The organism is Microbacterium sp. DT81.1, assembly GCF_049844955.1.
Classification (GTDB): domain Bacteria; phylum Actinomycetota; class Actinomycetes; order Actinomycetales; family Microbacteriaceae; genus Microbacterium.
Genome location: NZ_JBNCMA010000007.1, coordinates 86,506 through 103,720 on the forward strand (window position 1 = coordinate 86,506; position 17,215 = coordinate 103,720).

General features: G+C 69.4%; 9 protein-coding genes. 7 read left to right on the top strand and 2 right to left on the bottom strand.

Going from position 1 to position 17,215, the window contains the following annotated elements; all coding sequences use genetic code 11:
- Positions 1-2 precede the first annotated feature (2 nt).
- The 5 genes from ACLQ2Q_RS18175 to ACLQ2Q_RS18195 are packed head-to-tail and all read left to right on the top strand — an operon-like array spanning position 3 to position 10,859.
- Entirely contained in the window at positions 3-368 is a 366-nt protein-coding gene (locus ACLQ2Q_RS18175; RefSeq protein ID WP_425822489.1) for a GPW/gp25 family protein, read from the top strand.
- The gene (locus ACLQ2Q_RS18180; protein WP_425822491.1) at positions 365-2,872 is read left to right on the top strand and encodes a putative baseplate assembly protein; all 2,508 of its coding nucleotides are present in this window, start codon (positions 365-367) and stop codon (positions 2,870-2,872) included. Before ACLQ2Q_RS18175 ends, ACLQ2Q_RS18180 begins: the two co-directional genes overlap by 4 nt.
- Positions 2,869-5,562, top strand: a complete 2,694-nt coding sequence (locus ACLQ2Q_RS18185) for a putative baseplate assembly protein (RefSeq protein WP_425822493.1) — start codon at positions 2,869-2,871, stop codon at positions 5,560-5,562. The genes ACLQ2Q_RS18180 and ACLQ2Q_RS18185 overlap by 4 nt, the downstream gene beginning before the upstream one ends.
- Positions 5,559-7,598: a hypothetical protein gene (locus ACLQ2Q_RS18190; protein WP_425822495.1), complete on the top strand. Its 2,040-nt coding sequence runs from the start codon at positions 5,559-5,561 to the stop codon at positions 7,596-7,598. The genes ACLQ2Q_RS18185 and ACLQ2Q_RS18190 overlap by 4 nt, the downstream gene beginning before the upstream one ends.
- 36 nt (positions 7,599-7,634) lie before the next feature.
- Positions 7,635-10,859, top strand: a complete 3,225-nt coding sequence (locus ACLQ2Q_RS18195) for a DUF6519 domain-containing protein (protein ID WP_425822497.1) — start codon at positions 7,635-7,637, stop codon at positions 10,857-10,859.
- Positions 10,860-11,245: 386 nt separating this feature from the next.
- Here the strand turns inward: ACLQ2Q_RS18195 and ACLQ2Q_RS18200 are convergent, their stop codons facing one another.
- Positions 11,246-12,586 (bottom strand): APC family permease, encoded by a 1,341-nt coding sequence (locus tag ACLQ2Q_RS18200; protein WP_425822499.1) that lies wholly within the window; start codon positions 12,584-12,586, stop codon positions 11,246-11,248.
- Positions 12,587-12,758: 172 nt separating this feature from the next.
- Here ACLQ2Q_RS18200 and ACLQ2Q_RS18205 point away from each other — a divergent pair, with 172 nt between their 5' ends.
- Positions 12,759-14,732, top strand: a complete 1,974-nt coding sequence (locus ACLQ2Q_RS18205; protein WP_425822501.1) for a family 43 glycosylhydrolase — start codon at positions 12,759-12,761, stop codon at positions 14,730-14,732.
- Positions 14,733-14,735: 3 nt separating this feature from the next.
- Here ACLQ2Q_RS18205 and pip read toward each other — a convergent pair whose 3' ends face one another.
- Positions 14,736-15,719: a prolyl aminopeptidase gene (gene pip / locus ACLQ2Q_RS18210; RefSeq protein ID WP_425822503.1), complete on the bottom strand. Its 984-nt coding sequence runs from the start codon at positions 15,717-15,719 to the stop codon at positions 14,736-14,738.
- Between the two features lie 386 nt (positions 15,720-16,105).
- On the opposite strand from pip, the gene ACLQ2Q_RS18215 reads away from it, so the two are divergent.
- Positions 16,106-17,137 (top strand): LacI family DNA-binding transcriptional regulator, encoded by a 1,032-nt coding sequence (locus tag ACLQ2Q_RS18215; protein WP_425822505.1) that lies wholly within the window; start codon positions 16,106-16,108, stop codon positions 17,135-17,137.
- Positions 17,138-17,215 lie beyond the last annotated feature (78 nt).

Genomic DNA, 17,215 nt, shown 5'->3' on the forward strand with positions numbered 1-17,215 from the left:
CCATGACTTTTCTGGATCACCCGTTCTCATTCGGGTCCGACGGGCGAACCGCCGCGACCGGCCACACGGATCACGTGCGAGACCTCGTCGAGCAGGTGCTTTTCACCGCCCCCGGCGAGCGGGTCAACCGTCCTGACTTCGGTTCCGGCCTGCTGGGCCTCGTGTTCGAGCCGAACAGCGAGGCGCTCGCCGCGGCCACCCGGTCCCGCGTCGAGGGCTCGCTCAACCAGTGGCTCGGCGAGGTCATCCAACTGGAGGGTGTTGTGGTTCGAGCACAGGACGCCACACTCCAGGTGACGGTGCAATATGTGGTGCGTCTGACTCAGGAGCGTCGCGTCGAGACCATCGCCGGGCCGGTGAGCGCATGACGATCTGCGCGTGCTGCACGAGGAACCGGAGCGAAGCGGTCCGGGGGAGCGGACTGTCGAACGGCATCGACTATCTCGAGGTGGTCGATGGACCCGACGTTCCGGATGCCGACCGGCAGCGCATCCTCGAGGTGCACCTGATCAACCCGCCGTCGGCGGAACTGCTCGCGATCGGCCCGCGGAACGTCTCCGTCGACGGCGGTGTGCGGGTGGTCGGCATCCGGGCGCTCGCCGTCGGCTGGACCGGCGCGATGCTGACGGTGCGGGTCGACCGGCCCGGCGACTTCTCGATCTATTCGCTGACGCTGGTGACGGATTCCGGCGGCGTCATTCCCGGAATGGACCCGCGCCTGTCCCAGGTCGATTTCTCCTTCAAGATCGAGTGCCCCGCGGACTTCGACTGCGTCCAGGAGCCGTTCTGCCCGCCCGCCGCGCCGGACGCTCCCGAGATCGACTATCTCGCAAGGGACTACTCCGGGTTCCGCCGTCTGATGCTCGACAGGATGTCGGTGCTCGCCCCGGAGTGGAGGGAGCGCAACCCGGCCGATCTCGGGGTGGCGCTTGTCGAGGCGCTGGCCTACTCCGCCGATCACGTGAGCTACGAACTCGATGCCACCGGAATGGAATCGACCCTGCTCACCGCGCGTCGTAGGACGTCGGCCCGCCGGCATGCGCGTCTCGTCGACTACCGCACCCACGACGGGAGCAACGCCCGCACGTGGGTGCAGATCCGGGCCGCATTCGGTCAGTCGGGGGTTCTCGTCCCGGCCGGAACGCAGCTGCTGACCAGCATCCCGGCACTGGGCACTCACGTGGCGCCCGGGTCGCCGGAACTTCGCCAGGCGATGGCGTCCGGGCCGACCGTCTTCGAGACGATGCACGATCTCGAGCTCGACTCCGGGCGGAACGACGTCTTCTTCTACACCTGGGGGGAGGACTCCTGCTCGCTGCCTGTGGGGGCGACCGCCGCAACGCTCGTCGGTCACCCTCCCATCGGGCCCGACGATGTGCTGGTCTTCGTGGAACGTCTCGGTCCGCGGTCGGGCAGTCCAGCGGATGCGGATCCCGATCACCGGCATGCCGTCCGGCTCAGGACCGTGGACCCGACGGAGGACCCGCTCGGCGGGCAGTTCACCGATCCCGTGCAGGCGGCCGCGGTGCCCGTCACCGAGATCACGTGGCACGAGGAGGATGCCCTGCCTTTCCCGCTCTGCCTGTCGGCCCGAGCCGAGGACCGGCTGATCGTCGACGTGAGTGCAGGCCTGGGCAACATCGCGCTTGCCGATCACGGCCTCACCGTGCTCGCCGCCGCTGCCGCGACCGTACCCGACCCCGACCCGCGCCTGGCGTACCCCGCCGTCACGCGCTGCTGCGAGGTGCCGGAGCCCCGCCCGCGACCGGCGCGGTTCGCTCTCGCCGTCCCCGATGCCGACCTCACGATGGCCGGCACGATCGGCCGGTCGCTGGTCGGCGAGGACCCGCGGGCCTGGGCGTCGTTCGACCCGGAGGCATCCGCGACCGCCGCCATGACGTGGCAGGCCCGGCACGTCCTTCCCGAGGTCCGCCTCGATGATGGCGACGGCCGTCGATGGCAGCCGGTGCGCGATCTGCTCGCCAGCGGGCCGTTCCAGGCCGAGTTCGTGACCGAGGTCGAGGCGGACGGGCGGGCGCGGCTGCGGTTCGGCGACGGTGAGTACGGGATGCGTCCCGGCGCGGGCACCGTATTCGACGTGACCTACCGCCGCGGCACGGGGCCCCATGGCAACGTCGGGCCGGACTCCCTGGCTCATGTGGTGTCTGCGGACCCCCGGATCGAATCGCTGACCAACCCCGTTCCGGCTCGCGGCGGCACCGCGGCGGAGAGCATCGACCGCACCCGTCAGGATGCCCCAGCCGCGTTCTTCGTCCAGGAGCGCGCGGTCACCCCGGATGACTACGCGACGATGGCGGCTCGTCACCCACAAGTGCAGCGTGCGGTTGCCACACAGCGATTCACCGGCAGCTGGCACACGATCTTCCTCACTGTCGACCGCACGGGCGGCAACGCCGTCGATGCGGCGTTCGAAGCCGACCTGCGAGCGTTCCTGGAGCGGTTCCGGATGGCCGGCCACGACCTCGAGATCGACGGCCCCCGGTCCGTCGCGCTGAACGTCGTGCTGCGCGTGTGCGCCCTGCCCGACTACTACCGGTCTGACGTCGCGCAGGCCGTGCTCGCGAGGCTGGGCCGTGGACTGCTGGAGGACGGCCGGCCGGCGTTCTTCCATCCCGACCGCTTCACCTTCGGGCAGCCGGTCACGCTCAGCTCCCTCCTCGCGGCCGCGCACGAGGTGGAGGGCGTCCATTTCGTCGAGCCGATCACGTTCCGCCGACGCGGCGACCTGCGGTCGGACGCGCTGCGCGTGGCGGAGATCGCGATCGGTCGGCTCGAGATCGCCCGCCTGGACAACGATCCCAGCCTCGTGGAGAACGGAACGATCGAACTCGAGATGGAGGGCGGACGATGAACGAGACCCACGCGGACTGCGGCGGCTGTGCCGCGTGCCAGGGTCTCGCCGACAGCACACCGACCGAGATCGCCAACCGGCCGGGACTCGCCGCGATCGCCTACCGCCCGGGAACCTACTCCCGCTTCCGGGCCAGCATGCTGGCGGGTCTCACGCGGGAGGGGCGGCCGGCGCTGGCCGCGCTCAAGACGCGAGAGGCGGATGACTTCTCTCTTGCGCTGATCGACGCGTGGTCGGTCGCGGCCGACGTCCTCACCTTCTACACGGAGCGCATCGCCAACGAGCACTACCTGGGAACCGCGACCGAGCGACGGTCCGTCGCGGAGATGGTGTCGCTCATCGGGTACCGGCTCGCGCCCGGGGTCGCCGCAGAGGCCTGGCTCGCGTTCGCGCTCGAAACGGCTCCCGGTGCCCCCCTCAGGTCGACGATTCCCACCGCATCGCGCGTCCAGACGCTTGCGGGCCCGGGTGAGATCCCGCAGACATTCGAGACGACCGAGACCATCACCGCGATCGGTTCGTGGAACAGGCCGCAGCCGCGGATCCTCGAACCGAGGATTCCCCGGACCGGCGACGAGGAAGTGCTTCTCGCCGGTGCCGCGACCGGCGTGCGCCGTGGCGACCGCCTGCTCTTCGTCGCTGACGACTGGACCGCGACGAGCAGCCGCTGGAACACCGTGCGCGTCGTCGGGATCGTCCCGGATGCCGCGAGCCAGACGACCAGCGTGCGTTTCGCACCCGCTCTGACCGGTATCGATCTCGACGGATCGGGGGTGGGCGTATACGCGCTGCGCGCCAAAGCCGCTCTCTTCGGCTACAACGCCCCGAACCCGCTGCTGTTCGAGGCGACTGTCCTGGGCCAACTGGAGGGCCCCGGCCCCGGGGAGGTCGACCCCACCTCACACGAGTGGAATTTCGCCGAGATCACCGGTCAGGAACTGCACCTGGACGGGCTCTACGAAGGTGTCGAACCCGGCAGCTGGGCCGTCCTGACAACGGGTGCCACCTCCCTGCTCGCGGAGGTCGACGGTGTCGGTGAGACCGCCGCATCCGACTATGCCGTCAGCGCACGCGTGAGCACGCTCCACCTGGATCGCACCGACACCGATCTCGCCGGGTTCGGCGGGCCGCAGACCCGAACAACGATGGTCTCGTTCCGCAGCGAGGCGCTGCCGCTCGCCGAGGTCCGCATCACGGCACCGGTGGCGGGTGACCTCATCGCGCTGGCGCACGAACTGCCCGCTGTCACGGTCCCCAGGCGCATCCTCATCCGGGGTGCTCGCGCGCGCGCGGCGCAGGGTACAGGGGCCATCGTCGACGGCATCTGGCCGGGCGCCGGTTCCACACCCATCGTGGTGTCGATCGACGCCTCCGCAGATCTCGGCGGACTGGTGCGATGGGTCCTTCGACCCGACGACGGCGACGATGTGACCATCCTGGGCGAGGCGGACGCCGTCGTCCACATCCCCGCGGAGCCCGGTGACGAGATCGTCGGCGAGACGGCCGTGGCACTGGCGGCCCCAGAGCCGGAGGAGTCCGATCCGATCGATGCCATCGCTCTCGAGGCACCGCTGTCGACCGTCTACGACACTCAGGGGGACGCCCCCGTCGAGATCTTCGGAAACGTGGCGGCCGCCACCCATGGCGAGACGGTGTCGGCCGAGGTGCTGGGGTCCGGAGACGGTACGAGGGCCTTTCAGCGCTTCGTCCTGCGCAAGAAGCCGGTCACGTACGTGCAGGCCGCGACCGCGACCGGCGGTGAGTCCACGCTCGAGGTGCGCGTCAACGGAGTGCTGTGGCATGAAGTGCCGACGATGTTCTCGGCGAAGCCGGCGGACCGCATTTTCGTATCGGCGCAGGACGACATCGGCACGACGACGGTCACGTTCGGGGATGGTGTGACGGGCGCCCGGCTCCCCACCGGGATCGACAACGTCGTCGCCGGTTACCGTGCGGGCTTGGGCTTGGCCGGCGCGGCCCGCGCCGACCAGATCAGTCAGGCGCTGACCAGGCCGCTGGGTCTCAAGTCGGTCACGAACCCGCTTCCGGCGGGCGGTGCACAGGACGGCCAGCAGAGCGAGGATGCGCGCACCAACGCGCCGCGGTCGGTGCTCACCCTCGGGCGCGTCGTCTCACTGCAGGATTATGCCGACTTCTCCGCGGAATTCGCCGGGATCGCCAAGGCCTCCTCGACATGGACGTGGGATGGATCCAGCCGCGGAGTGTTCGTCACGGTGGCCGCGGCCGACGGACGACCGACGAGCCCGGGCTCATCGCTGCTCGACAATCTGCGCACCGGTCTGCGCGCCGTGGGCGACGCCCGCGTGCGACTCGACCTGTCGGACTTCCAGCCTGCGACCTTCTCGCTCCTGGGCTTGCTCAGGGTCGCTGCCGACTACGAGCCCGACCGGGTCCGCGCCGCAGTCTCCGCTCGGCTGCTCGAGCGCTACTCGTTCGCCGCCCGCACCTTCGGCGAGGGCGTCTCGCTCAGCGAGCTGGTTCACGCGATCCACCAGGTCGCCGGCGTCGACGCGGTGAGGGTCGATCGCCTGCACCGAGACGATGAGCCGGTGGGAGTGTCCACCTTCCTTGTCGCTGCGGCCCCCCGGGCCGGAGGTCCGCCGGGTGTTCCCGGCGCGGAGATCCTCACCCTCGTGCCCGAGAACATCGCACTGGAGGTCGGCTGGTGAGCGTCTCGGTGGACCACCTCTACGCACTGCTCCCCGCTCTCTATCGCGAGCGCGATGTCGCCGGCGGCGGCGCCCTGCGTGAGTTGCTCGAAGTGCTCGCCGACGAACTGGCCGTCGTCGCCGACGGCGTGGACCAGCTGTACGACGACCTGTTCGTCGAGACCGCCGCACCCTGGGCACTCCCGTACATCGCAGAGCTGATCGGGCTGCGAGGGCTTCCCGGCGCATCGATCGCCGGCCTCACTTCCCGCGCCGAGGTCGCGAACACCATCGCCTACCGGCGGCGCAAAGGCACCGCCGCCGTACTGGAACAGGTCGCACGCGACACCACCGGCTGGCCGGCACGGGCGGTCGAGTATTTCGAGCTGCTCGCCGCAAGCCAGCACATGAACCACATCCGGCCGCGCAACCAGGCGACCGTGAGCGTGCGCGGCCCGAGCAGGCTGCAGTTCGTGGGCACGCCGTTCGAGCGCGGCGCCACCGCCGACCTGGTCCACCTGGCCGAAGTCCGGAGGATCCCCTCGCGCAGGGGCCGCTACAACATCCCGAACGTCGGCATCCATCTGTGGCGACTGCGCCCGTACCCGGTGACCGAGTGCCCCGCGACGCCCGTCCTTCCCGGTGATGAGGAACGGTTCGTCATCGACCCTCTCGGCACACCGCTGCAGCTCTTCTCACTTCCGGTGACCGAGGTGGAGATCACCCACGCCGCCGAACCCATCAACGTCCCGCTGCCCCTGGCCCGCCGGCTGATGGCCGACGACTTCGCCTCCTACTACGGACCGGGACTTTCGCTCGACATCCAAGGCGCCGAGGTGGATTCGGCGAGCGTCTGCGACCTGAGCGACGTTCCGGGCGGCGGAGGCGCATGGGCGCACACGCCCGTACCCGCCGGCATGATCCGCGTCGACCCGGTGCTCGGCCGCGTCGCCTTCGGCGACGCTCAGACGGACCCGCCTCGGGTGTCGTATCACTACGGATTCAGCGCCGACCTCGGCGGCGGCGAGTACGACCGCGTGCACACGTTCGGCCGGGTGGATGGCGCTGTCGCGACCGTCGCTCAGGATGGAACAGCGGACCACGTCACCATCGCCGCCGCGCTCGCGGCGCTCGGTCCGGCAGGCGGCACCGTCGAGATCCGCGACAGCTGCCGGTATGAGGAGATGTTGGCGATCTCCGCAGTGGCCGCCGCGCTCGAAGTGCGAGCGGCGGATCGGCGACGCCCCGTCGTGGTGCTCCCGGGCGACCTCCCGGTCACGCTCGCCGACGATGCCGAGGTCTCGATCAACGGACTCGTGATCGCCGGGGGGGCACTGCACGTAACCGGCGCCGGGCGACTGGACCTCAGGCACTGCACGCTGGTGCCGGGCCTCGCCCTCGACGCCGCCGGGCTGCCGACCGCGCCGGGAGCACCGAGTCTGGATGTGGAGTCGGCCGGAGTGTCGGTGTCCCTCCTCCGCTGCATCGTCGGAGGAATCCGCGGTCACGTGGATTCCGATATCACGTGCGTGGAGACGGTGGTCGACGCGGGGCAAGCGGGGATCGCTCTGGCATCGTCGCCAGACGCGTCCGGCCCGGGTGGAACCGTCTCATTCGATGAGTGCACGGTGCTTGGCCGTGTGCATGCGCGGGTCCTCGCGCGGGCATCCAACAGCATCTTCCTCGCCGTCGTCCCGGCCGGCGACGAGGCACGCTGGCCTGGGCCGGTGCTCGTGGACCGCCGCCAGCAGGGATGCGTGAGGTTCTCGTACCTCCCGGCGCGATCCCGCACTCCGCGACGCTACAGGTGCGTTCCGTCGATCGATGCGGATGCCGCCGAACTCCGTCCCGTCCTGACATCGAGTCGCTACGGCCTTGCCGGCTACGTCCAGCTCGATCGTCGCACGCCGGCCGCAGTGTGGCGTGGCGCCGACGACGAGTCGGAGATGGGCGCCCTGCATCATCTCCAGCAGTCGCCCCGGGAGGCGTATCTCGAGGCCCGGCTCGTGGACTACCTCCGCTTCGGCCTCGAGGCCGGCCTTTTCTTCACGACCTGACAGTTCTTCCTCATTCACGCAGAGACAGGAGCCACCATGAAGGGCGATTTCAGCCGCCGCACCTTCGACCCGCGCAAGCACTACAGTGCGGTTCTCCAGGAGCAGGGGCGTGTCCTCACGGATGCAGACCTCGAGGAGGAGCACCGCATCCTGAGCAACGCGCACGAGCGCGCCGCCGCCGACATCATCGGAGGGTGCGGCGGGCCGATCGGCGAGGCGGGTTTCGCCGTGAGCTCTCCGGACGGGGTGCGCCTGGCGCTTTCCGCCGGCCGGTACTACGCGGCGGGCAAGCTGGTCGTGAACGAGGAGACCGTCGACTACACCGAGCAGCCGGATCGCTTCGAGGACGACATCGTCTGGCCGCCGCCGCCCGGAAGATACGCGATCGTGCTGGACGTGTGGCGGCGGTTCATCACCGCGCTGGATGACCCCTCGATCCGTGAGGTGGCTCTGGGTGGACCGACGACGTCCGGTCGCGAGCGCACCGTCTGGCAGGCGCGACATCGCGCGGTGCCCGCGAACTGGACGTGCGCCGACCCGCTGCCCGCTGCTCGGACGACCACGGGCGCCATGGCGGCGCGGGCCGAGCCCGAGGCGTCGACGACGACGCCCTGCCTCGTGCCGCCGCTGGCCGGATACACGGGTCTCGAGAACCAGTTCTATCGAGTGGAGGTTCTCACGCCGGGGGCGGCCCTCGACGTCGCCACGGCCGTTCCGTTGGCCGTCGTCGACTTTCCCGCGGGCACCACGAATCAGGTCGAGCTGTCGGCGGCGGATGCGGGCGGCCTCAGTCCGGGAGATGTCGTGGAGGTCGTCCGCACCGGCATCGGAACCGACCCGATGGATGCAACGTTCGCCCAGGTGGCGGACGTCAGCGGTACTGTCGTGACGCTGACCTCACGGCTGCCCGAGTTCGGTCCCACCGACACCGCGGTACTGCGCGCGTCCAACGCCAGCGTCGTCATCTCACGGGAGAACGGCTCGGTCGTCACCGCGATCGAACAGATCGACGGGCTGGAGGTGACGGTCGCCGGTCTCGGTTCGGATGAGGTCCTCGGGTTCGCTCCCGGCCAGTGGGTGGAGCTCAGCGATGATCTGATCGAACTCGAGCATCACCCCCGCCAGCTGCGGCAGATCGAGGCGATCGATACCGACCGCCTGGTCGTCACCCTGCGCACTGCGGCGGATCCCCTCGCCGTGACCGCGAGTGGTGTGCTGCCCGAGCGACACCCGAAGCTGCGCCGCTGGGACGGCGCCCGGGCGATCGCGTTCCAGGCCGATGGCACGGGTTGGATCCACGTCGAGAACGGGATCCAGGTGCGGTTCACTGCAGGTGCATACATCAGCGGTGACTACTGGGACTTTCCTGCCAGGGCCGCGACCGTCGACGAGGAGACCGGGAACATCGAGTGGCCGCGGGCCGGCACTGCGGCCGCCGAACTTCCCCCGTTCGGAGTGCGCCACCACTTCTGCAAACTCGCCGTGGTGGACGTCACCGTTGTCGGGGGCGCGCCGCACGTCGAGGTCGATCTGGACTGCCGCGACCTCTTTCCGCCGTTGACGGGACTGACGACGCTCCTCCACGTGGGCGGAGACGGACAGGAGGCGCGCCCGCAGGCGCCAGGCTTCCCGCAACTGCCGGCGCCCCTCACCGTCCGCGTCGCCAACGGCGGATTCCCGGTGCCTGGGGCACGTGTGCTCTTCACCGGACAGGGTCAGCTGATCCCGGCCGCCGCCGTCACCGATGCGAACGGACTCCTCACCTGCGCGTGGCGCCTGAATCCCGGCATCCCGGCGCAATCCTGCGTCGCCCAGTTGCTGGACGCGGGCGGAAACCCGATTCCGCACCAGGTTGTGCGATTCCATGCCACGATCGACGCCGGCGGTGGCAGCGGCGGCGGAGAGCACCGCAGCTGCTGCGTATGCGTCGGTCCAGGCGGTGACTTCGAGACGATCGAGGAGGCGATCAGCTCCCTCCTGGATCAGGGCGAGCGCGACCTGTGCCTGTGCCTGATGGTGGGCGATCACCCTGTCGGCCAGCTCGAACTCCCCGTGCCAGACCTGGAGGGGCCGCCGTTCCATCTCTCGATCAAGGGGTGCGGCCGACTGTCCCGGGTGCGCGTCGAAGGGGGGATGCTCATCGACGGTTGGCGGTCGGTGCGGCTGGTCGACCTCAATCTTCTGCTGAGCCGGGAGGCCGTCTGCCACACGCGCGGAGTGGCCGAGGTTCGCATCGACAACGTCCATGCGAACGGCAGCGCGCGGGGGGTGGGGCTCATCCGCATCCACGACGCATCGGCGGTCTACGTGGGTTCTTCGGTGATACGGACGCGCGGGAGGGGCTCGGGGCGAGACTTGCGCGAGCTGTTCGCCGACCTCCCCGCGCTGGAGGCGGCGTGGGACCGCATCGACGAGCCGGACTTCGACCTGATCGTCCGCTCCGCCACGACAGAGCTCGCGGCGATGGGCGTCGACGAACGGCGGCGCGGCGCGGCCATCATGGTGAGGAAGGCCCGGGCCAGGGATCGCCGGCTTTCGAGTGGGTTCCTGGCGGGACTCGATCGTCTCGCCGGCAGACTGTCGGCCGAACGGCCGTCCTCGGGACTCGCGCAGGACATCTTCACACTGGTCGCCGCGTTGGCCGCAGGATCGGACTTCGTCGCCCTTGAGATCGGATCCGGCGACGAGCAGCAGGAGGACATGGCCGACCCCGCGTCCACCACCTTCGCCGAGATCATCGTCGAGGACAACGAGATCTCGGGCGGCATCAGCCTCTACGGGCTCGCGGGAGGGGAGGCGCTCAACGTCGACGAGCGTGAGCGCCTGGAGGGCAGCCTGAAGGAGGGCGGGGCCCTCGGCGGGTTGGCCGGCACGGTCCATCTGCGGGACAACCGATTCGGTCGGCTGCTGCTTTCCGCCGGCATGCTGGAGGCCCTCCGCCGGTTCGCGCTGGGTGAGGGACCGGAGCAGCTCCTCACCGCCTACGAGACCTTGCTGGCGACGAACAACGTCGTGGATGGTGCGGAGAGCCAATCGCTCGCGCAGCACACCGTGCTCACCAGCAACGAGTTCACACTGGCGGCGATCGACGATCCCGTGCCTCCCCTCGTAGTCCTTCACCTCGTGGCCGATACCGGGATCGCAACAGGCAACCACGGGGACGCCCTGGTCGTGGCCGGCGGAGCCGCGCAGCCGGTGCGGGTGGAGGAGACGACTCGCGCGTTCACCGAGGCGGCGAATCTCGAGCTGGACTTCATCTAGCGAGGCATCGCGCGAGGGGCGGCGTGCACTCCAGCGCGAGCGGTGGCCCCCGTACGTCTCTTCTCGGGTGCCGGCGCCGCGCTGCCGGTCATCACACGGCGGGGTGACGTTACCCAGCACGCCAGTCGCGCGGTACCCCGCACATCGCGAACGTCACCGTGCGCAACGTTCGTACACATCGGGAAACGTGCGCACACACCGCGCAATCGATCTCGCGCGCGGCGCGACTAGCGAAGACCCGATTGGCCCGTCGCGGCATCCGTCAGTGGTCGCCAAGTGCGGGCGCACCCGCTGTGCACCCACGATCGGCGACCACCGAAGTCGGTCGACGGCCCGCGGCTTTCCGGGCTGTCGAGTGGCCCGTTCCTGCAGCTCCTGCCGAGCGGCTACTGACGCGCGGCCCGCTGCTCGCGTTTGCGACCGGCGCGGGCGATCAGGTAGAGCACCGAACCGACAACGACGTACCCGACTGATCCGAGCCAGACGATGCCGGACTGCTGCGCGAGCAGCACGAGGCTGGCGATGATCGCGAGCACGGGCACGATCCGGGGCACGGAGAAGTGGGCGTGGTCGACCTTGTCCTTCTTCAGGACCAGCAGGCTGACGTTGGCGGAGAGGAACACCAGGATCAGCAGCAGCACCGTGGTCTCGGCGAGCGTCGAGACGTCTCCGATGAGGGTCAGGCCGATCGTGGCCGCCGCCACGACGACGATCGAGACCCACGGCGTGCGGCGGTTCGGCAGCACGCGGGCGAAGGCGTGTGGAAGGAGATCGGCCTCCGCCAGGCCGTAGCCGACGCGGCTCGCCATCACCATGAACAGCAGGGCGCCGTTCGCGATGGCGACCAGCGCGATCAGGCCGAACAGCCACTCCGGGATCGGCACGCCGCTGCCCGCCACGACATCCAGCAGCGGTCCGGTCGACTCCGCGAGTTCGGCCGGGGGCAGCACGATGACCGCACCGATGGCGATCAGCAGGTAGACGACCGCGGCTGTGGCGATAGCCCCGAAGAGCGCCCGGGGGTACGCCTTCGACGGGTTGCGCACCTCCTCTGCCATGTTGGCGGCGGCCTCGAACCCGAGGAAGGAGAAGAAGGCGACGATGGATGCCGCGAACGCGCCCTGCAGCGGCGCCACATCCGGTGCGAACTCGATCAGGCGGCTGGGGTCGCCGTTGCCGCTGCCGAACACGATCCCGGCCACGACGATGACGATCACGAGCCCGCTCACCTCGATGATGGAGGCGATGAGGTTCGCCGTCAGCGACTCGCGGACACCGCGGAGGTTGATCAACGTGAGCAGGATGATGAAGACGACCGCTGCAGGAGCGGAGGGCACGTCGATGAGCGCGGCCAGGTAGTCGCCGGCGAACGCGTTCGCGAGGGCTGCGGCGGTCGTGATGCCGGAAGCCATCATGAGGAAGCCGACGAGGAAGGACAGATACGGGATGCCGAAGGCCCGGTCGACGTACCGTGCGGCACCGCCGGCGTGCGGATACTTCGTGATGAGCTCCGCGTAGGTGCCCGCCGTCAGCAGGGCCACGACCAGCGCGATGAGCAACGGCAGCCAGATCACGCCTCCGACGTCGGTGGCCATGGAACCCACGAGTGTGTATATGCCGGCTCCGAGCGTGTCGCCGACGATGAAGGCGAAGAGCAGGGGTGTGCCGACAGCACGCTTGAGCCCGAGTTCGGCGCTCGGCGGGGTCGCGGCGATGTCTTGAACCATTGGACTACTTCACCGGTCGGGACCGTGCGGCGCAACCCCTGGACGAATTCCGGCATCCGAATTTACCGGTCGGAAACGTGGATCCCGGGTTTAGCATGTTGGCGAGGCCGTCGACGTCCTCCATCGAGAGAGGGTCTGGTGCGACGGCCGTCCACCGTGGAGGAGCCTGTCGATGAAGAAGTTCCGTGGCACCCGTCTGACCGCCTTGATGGCCATTGCGTCGGCCCTCGTGATTGCCGCTCCTGCCGGCATTGCGACAGCAGACGCGGGCACAAGCGTCGGTTCGGCATCGGCGAGCGCCGACCGAGGCGGCAAGAATCCCGGCACGTACAGCAACCCGCTGCAGCCCGTGGTGCCCGGAGACGGGGTGGTGGAGAGCTGCGCGGATCCGAACGTGCTGCAGGGTCAGCGCCCCGGGGACACCACGTGGTACCTCTACTGCACGACCGACCCGCTCAACGACGAAGACGTCGATGCCGCCGGCAACCCCGTCTTCCATAGGGTTCCCACCATGACGTCGGAGAATCTCGTCGACTGGACATACGTGGGCGATGCGTTCTCCGGGCTGCCGAGCTGGGCGGATCCGACTTCGGCGATCTGGGCGCCGGACGTCGTCTACTCGAGCACGTTCGACAAGTACTACATGTTCGTCGTCGTGACGAACACGACGACCGCGGTGAGCGGACGGGACTGCGACAACGACAGCGCCATCGGCGTCGCAACCAGTGCCGGCCCGACCGGCCCGTGGACATACTCGGAGACCCCGGTGGTCGCCCCGCGGGCGAGGGGCGGGGGCTGCGACTTCCTGTGGACCTACGATCCCGACGTGCTGGGCGATTCCATCACCGACTCGGGCATCCTCTACTACGGCAGCTACAACGGCGGGATCTTCGGCACCACACTCCAGCTGACCGCGAACGGCGCCACCGCCGATACCGCCGGCGCCACGATGGTCACGATCGACAACAAGTACGAGGGCGCCAACGTCGTTGAGAAGGACGGCTACTACTACCTGTTCGTCTCCGCCACGAACTGCTGCAACGGTGCGCTCACCGGCTACAGCGTCTTCGTCGGCCGGTCGACCGATCCGCTGGGACCGTACGTCGATCGCGAGGGCGTGTCGCTGCTCGCCGAGCGCACGGGCGGAACCCCGTTCCTCACGATGAACGGCAACCGCTGGGTCGGTACCGGGCACAACACCGTGTTCCAGGACGCCAACGGCGACTGGTGGACGATCTACCACGCCGTCGACCAGCAGGATCCGTTCTACGCCTTCGACCCCGGGTTCACCAAGCGCCCCGCATTGCTCGACGCGGTCGACTGGGTCGACGGATGGCCGACGGTGAACGGCGGCAGCGGCGCTTCCGTCGACAAGGAGTTCGCGCCGGCAGGACAGCCGGGGCAGATCTCCCGCCACAAGTACCGCCCCGACGTGGTGCAGGACCCGAAGCGCCTGCTGGCCGAGTACTCCGATGAGTTCGACGGCACCGCGCTCAGCGGAGCGTGGGCGTGGCAGCGCGAGGACATCGCGCCGACGGCGACGGTCGCCGATGGCGTGCTGCGCATCCCGGTGCAGGTGGGTGCCGATCTGTATGTCGGATCGAACAACGCTGCCGTCCTCCTTCGGGACGCCCCCAGCGGCGACTACGTGATTGAGACGAAGCTGCGGGTGGACGTGCCGAGCGGATGCTGCTTCAACTACGCCCAGGCCGGGATCCTGGCGTACGGCAGCGACGACGACTACATCAAGCTCACCGAGACATCGATCTGGAACACCCGTCAGACGGAGTTCGCGAAGGAGATCTCGTCGGCACCGGAGGGCTGGGCGCTGTACGGCAACACCGTCGTGGGCCCCCCCGGCGACGAGTGGACTTACCTGCGGATCGTCGTGCAGCGCCTCTCCGGACCAGAGCAACGTGAGGCGGGCGGAGACACGCACGGTTACACGGCGTACACCAGCAGCGATGGGCAGACGTGGGTGAAGGGCGGCACGTGGACGCATGACCTGGGCCAGGATGCGCAGATCGCGCTGGCCGCGTACGGTCTGCAGGACCCCGACGGCGAGGGACCGGCGGTGCCGCCGTCCCTGACCGCTGAGTTCGACTACGTTCGCGTCTCGACCGTGAAGGAGCGCAAGCTGCGCTGATGTTCACTCGCGGCCGCGGGGATCCCGACCAGGGGCTCCCTCGGCCGCGAACCGATCGAGGGCGTCCGACAGCGCGCTGCACGAGCGCGGCCCCCCATGTCCCTCATCCTCGATGATCGTCAGCGTGCTCGCGGGCCACGCCCGGTGGAGCCGCCAGGCGGTGATCGGGGGTCCGCTGATGTCGCGGCGACCGTGGACGAGTGCGGCCGGGATGTGACGGATCTCGTCGATCCGGGCGAGCACGGCCATCTCGCCGGGCAGGAAGGCGTCGTTGCTCCAGAAGTGCGTGACGAGGGTCGCGAATGCTTCTCGCTCAGCGAGGTCCGTGTGACCGCGATGCCGGGATTCCGGGTGGTCGAGGGAGACGTGCACACCCTCCCAGGTGTCCCAGTCCCGTGCCGCCGCCTCCCGGTCGGTGGACTCCCCGCCGGCGAGCCGTCGGGCGTAGGCGTCCACGATCCGTTCGCCGCCAACCCGATCCGACGCTCGTTCGAACGCCGCCCATTCTTCCGGGAAGATGCGACCGACCCCTTCGGTGATCCACTCCACCTCTTCCCGGCTCGTGGTCGTCACGGCCGTCAGGGCGAGCGCGCGCACCCGGTCCGGATGCTCCAGCGCGTACGCCAGTGCGAGGGTGGTTCCCCATGACATCCCGGCGACGACCCAGCGCTCGACTCCGAGCGCATCGCGCACCGCCTCGATGTCCGCGATGAGCTGCTGGGTGGTGTGCGACGCGAGCGTGTCTCTCGCGTCGAGGATGTTCGGTCGGCTTCGCCCGCTGCCCCGCTGGTCGATCCCGATGAGCCGGTAACGGTCCGGGTCGAACATGCTTCGATGCCAGGCATCTCCGAGGGAGCCTCCCGGGCCGCCGTGCAGCCAGAGTGCGGGCACGCCGTCCGGGGTGCCCGACTCTTCCCAATAGATGGATGCGCCGCCGTCGGCAGCGATCGCTCCGTGTGCGTAGGGCGCGGGATGCGCGTGGGTCATCGTTCCAAGGTACCGAGGCGGCGGTGGTGGGACGATCGGCCGGGCGGGCCCACTGGCACTGATTCTCCGACCCCGAGGCAGCACCCGATCCTTCGCGCTGCACGTCTCTGCACGCGCGGTTCAGGTTGATGCCGCGCATGCCGCAATGTGCAGCGCGAACGGCGGGCGCCGCATCCGCTCGTTTCGGTCGCCGAGCGCCCTTCGTCTCCCTTCGCTCGCTCAGGGACCGCGTACTGAACAAACGCGGTTCCCATCCCGGTCGTTGAGCGAACGACGGGAGCCGAACCACCGGCACTTCGCATTGCTTGCTTGACGGATGCTCCCAATCGGCCCATACTCGTGTCAGGATAATCGATTTACCACTCCAAAGACGTAGGGACCCCGACGTGGCCAGAGCTCGCATCTCGGATGTCGCCGCCGCCGCCGGCGTGTCTGCGACGACCGTGTCACTGGTTCTCAACGACGTGGAATCGCGCATCTCGGAGAGCACGCGCCAGAGGGTGCGCGAGGCAGCGCTGTCCGTGGGATACACGCCGAGTTCCGTGGCGCGGGGCCTGCGCATGCAGCGCACCCGCACGGTCGGGCTCATCTCCGACGTGATCGCCACCACGCCGTTCGCAGGCCGCATGCTCGCCGGCGCACAGGACGTCGCCCGTGAACACGGCTACCTGGTCTTCCTCGTCGACACCGGCGCCGACAAGGGCATGGAGCGTGACGCGATCGCGGCGCTGACCGCGCAGCAGGTGGAGGCCATGATCTACGCGTGCATGTGGCACCAGGTCATCGTGCCGCCCGCGGGCCTGCCCGACAACACCGTCTTCCTGGACTGCACCCCCGAAGGGGGGAGTGCCCGCAGTGTCGTTCCCGACGACCGGGCCGGTGGGGCCGCCGCGGTTCGCGAGCTGCTCGCCGCGGGGCACCGACGCATCGCCTACCTCGACACCGACGACCGGGTGGTCGTCGCGTCGCGCCTGCGCCATGAGGGGTATCTCGAGGCCCTCGCCGAGGCGGGGGTCGAGGCGGACCCGGCCCTCCACGTCCGGGGCAATGACTCCTCGCCGCACGGAAGCCGCAACGCGGCGGACCCGCTCCTGGACCTTCCAGAGGAACAGCGCCCGACGGCGATCTTCTGCTTCAACGACCGCATGGCGGTGGGCGCCTACTGGGCCGCCCGCCGGCGCGGACTCGACATCCCGCGTGACCTGTCGATCGTCGGCTACGACGATCAGCAGCTGATCGCGCCGGACCAAGACCCCCCCTTGACCACCATCGCGCTGCCCCACTACGAAATGGGCCGCTGGGCGATGGAGGTCGCGCTCGGCGTCCGCGCGGAAGGGGACTCGGACGCCACGCACCTGATGGAGTGTCCCGTCATCCGACGAGACTCTGTTGGCCCGCCGCCGGCGAAAGTCGGCTAACCCAAACCGGCGACGGGTTTCACAACACCGAAAGGCCGCCATCGGCGGTCTCCGATCGGGTCGACGCGGGCGTCGGCC

What these genes read in the sequence shown, in the direction of transcription:
- ACLQ2Q_RS18175 (WP_425822489.1), top strand. Translation starts at nt 3, where the DNA reads ATGACTTTTCTGGATCACCCGTTCTCATTCGGGTCCGACGGGCGAACC.
- ACLQ2Q_RS18180 (WP_425822491.1), top strand. Translation starts at nt 365, where the DNA reads ATGACGATCTGCGCGTGCTGCACGAGGAACCGGAGCGAAGCGGTCCGG.
- ACLQ2Q_RS18185 (WP_425822493.1), top strand. Translation starts at nt 2,869, where the DNA reads ATGAACGAGACCCACGCGGACTGCGGCGGCTGTGCCGCGTGCCAGGGT.
- ACLQ2Q_RS18195 (WP_425822497.1), top strand. Translation starts at nt 7,635, where the DNA reads ATGAAGGGCGATTTCAGCCGCCGCACCTTCGACCCGCGCAAGCACTAC.
- ACLQ2Q_RS18200 (WP_425822499.1), bottom strand. Translation starts at nt 12,586, where the DNA reads ATGGTTCAAGACATCGCCGCGACCCCGCCGAGCGCCGAACTCGGGCTC.
- ACLQ2Q_RS18205 (WP_425822501.1), top strand. Translation starts at nt 12,759, where the DNA reads ATGAAGAAGTTCCGTGGCACCCGTCTGACCGCCTTGATGGCCATTGCG.
- pip (WP_425822503.1), bottom strand. Translation starts at nt 15,719, where the DNA reads ATGACCCACGCGCATCCCGCGCCCTACGCACACGGAGCGATCGCTGCC.